Raw genomic sequence first — 2,213 nt, forward strand, 5'->3', positions numbered from 1 at the left:
CGCTGTTTTTGAGTAGCTTCTACTCAAAGCATCGGGGGGTGTCTCGGGTTGACTTTCTGTAGGCGTCGGCCAAGGATGGCGGGCGGCTGGCCGGTTTCTCAACTGATACCGGTCTGACTGTTCTTCATGTTCGTTTCCCGCATGGATGTTTCCTGTAGGTGCCGATTGCCGCAGGCTGGGGTGCGGGGTTCTCGTGCGGCCCTGTCTGCGGCTGCGGATCGAGTATGCAGGAACTGCCGCCCCCCTTCGGCGGGAGCCGGGTGTCGTCTCCCGGCCGAACGTGTGGTCGGGGTTGGCGGGAGGCTTCAGGCAATCCGCCACGAGAACTCTCAGAATCTGGGCTTATGGATATCACTAACTCGCCGCAATTGCCTGCCTGCTGGGAGATACCCGGTTACACGCTGGGCCGTGAACTGGGTGCCGGCGCGGCCGGCCGCGTGGTCATGGCCCGGCACGATGTGAGCGGGGTGCCGGTGGCCATCAAGTATCTGAATGGTGAGGGTGCCGATCACGAAGTCCTGCGGGCTGAGGCTGAGCTCCTCTACGCTCTTGAATCGCCGTATGTCACCCGGCTGTATGAGTATGTTGAGGGTCCGTGTGGTGCGGCCATTGTGATGGAGTTGGTAAACGGGGTCTCGTTGCGCGAGGTGCTGCACAAGGAGGGTTCTACTCGGCCCGAGGCGGCGCTGGCGGTGCTCAAGGGATCACTGCTCGGTCTGGCGGCGGCGCATGAGGCCGGTGTGGTGCATCGGGACTACAAGCCGGGCAATGTGCTGGTCACCACCGACGGTGCGTCCAAGCTGGTTGACTTCGGGATCGCGGTGCGTGGCGGCGTCGTCGGCGCCGCCGGCACTCCGGCCTATATGGCTCCGGAGCAGTGGGCGAGCGGATTGGTCTCACCGGCCACCGATGTCTATGCGGCGACGGCGACGTTCTTTGAGTGTCTGACGGGCGTGAAGCCGTATGTCGGGACGACGGTGATGGAGCTGGCTGTGGCGCACGCCGATGCGCCGATTCCTGACCAGCAGGCGCCCAGGGCGCTGCGGCCGCTGATCCGCAGGGGGTTGGCGAAGAGTCCGGAGCAGCGTCCCGCAAGTGCGGTTGCCCTGCTCGCGGAGTTGGAGGCGGTGGCCTGCGCCGCCTACGGGCCGGACTGGGAGGAGCGCGGACAGGGGTGCCTCGCCGCCCTCGTGGCGCTGTTGCTGCTGCTGCCCCACGGCGGGCCGGCGGCGGGCACGACCTCCTTGGCCACGACCGAGCTCGGTGGGCCGGGCGGAGCGGATGCCGCGGGCGGTGAAGCGGCTGCGGCCGGGCAGGGCCCGCGTTCGGGCCGGTGGGCGAAGACAGTCGGTGCAGCGGTCGCGGGTGTGGTGGTGCTGGGCGCCCTGCTGGCGGGCATCTCGGCGGCGGGCGTCGGCGAGTCGAGCCGCGCCGCCAAGGCCGCCGAACCAGAGCTACCGGGCAGTTCCGGGTCTGTTTCCGGGGCGAACGATTCCACCGCGACGGCCGCGCCCCCGGCCCCGGCCGGGTCGGTCTCCGCGTCGCCGACGCTGTCGGTCTCCGCGTCGCCGCCGGTCCTGCCCTCCGGCACGGTTGCCGGCCCGGCCGCATCACCGCCCCCGACGACGGCCGGAACACCGCCGGGCAGTTCCGGGTCTGTTTCCGGGGCGAACGATTCCACCGCGACGGCCGCGCCCCCGGCCCCGGCCGGGTCGGTCTCCGCGTCGCCGACGCTGTCGGTCTCCGCGTCGCCGCCGGTCCTGCCCTCCGGCACGGTTGCCGGCCCGGCCGCATCACCGCCCCCGACGACGGCCGGAACACCGCCGGGTACGACCGCCAGCCCCACCCCGGACGTCTCGGTGTCGGTTTCCCCGCCGCCGGGGCCGTCCTCTGCACCGCTGCGCGTGCAGGTCATCTCGATGACGGTGAGTTGCGACGGGAGGTACGCGGCGAAGGCCGAGGGCACGGTGACCACCGACGGTGCCGCCGCCGGCACGCTGACAGTGACCTGGACCGATGGCCGAGGACGACAAGTTGCCTCAAACAGCGCGCCGCTTCCCCGAGGCCGCACACATGTGCCGTTCAGCTTCACGCAACCGTTCGCCTCCGCAGCGGCTCTCACCGCCACATCGGTGACCCTCCCGGCGGCAGAACGCGGACAGAAGACCTCCGCCAGCGTGTCCGCTTTCGACTGCAACCCGCTGCGCTGAGAC

General features: G+C 69.9%; 1 protein-coding gene. It reads left to right on the plus strand.

Features of this window, described 5'->3' with window-relative positions; genetic code table 11:
- Positions 1-344 precede the first annotated feature (344 nt).
- Positions 345-2,210, plus strand: coding sequence for a serine/threonine-protein kinase (locus ACGFYN_RS48060; RefSeq protein ID WP_393872268.1), 1,866 nt, complete (start codon positions 345-347; stop codon positions 2,208-2,210).
- The last annotated feature ends 3 nt before the right edge of the window (positions 2,211-2,213 follow it).

It is taken from the genome of Streptomyces sp. NPDC048419 (assembly GCF_043200415.1).
GTDB lineage: Bacteria > Actinomycetota > Actinomycetes > Streptomycetales > Streptomycetaceae > Streptomyces.

Excerpts from the sequence above, each read along its gene's own strand:
- ACGFYN_RS48060 (WP_393872268.1), top strand. The coding sequence starts at position 345 with ATGGATATCACTAACTCGCCGCAATTGCCTGCCTGCTGGGAGATACCC.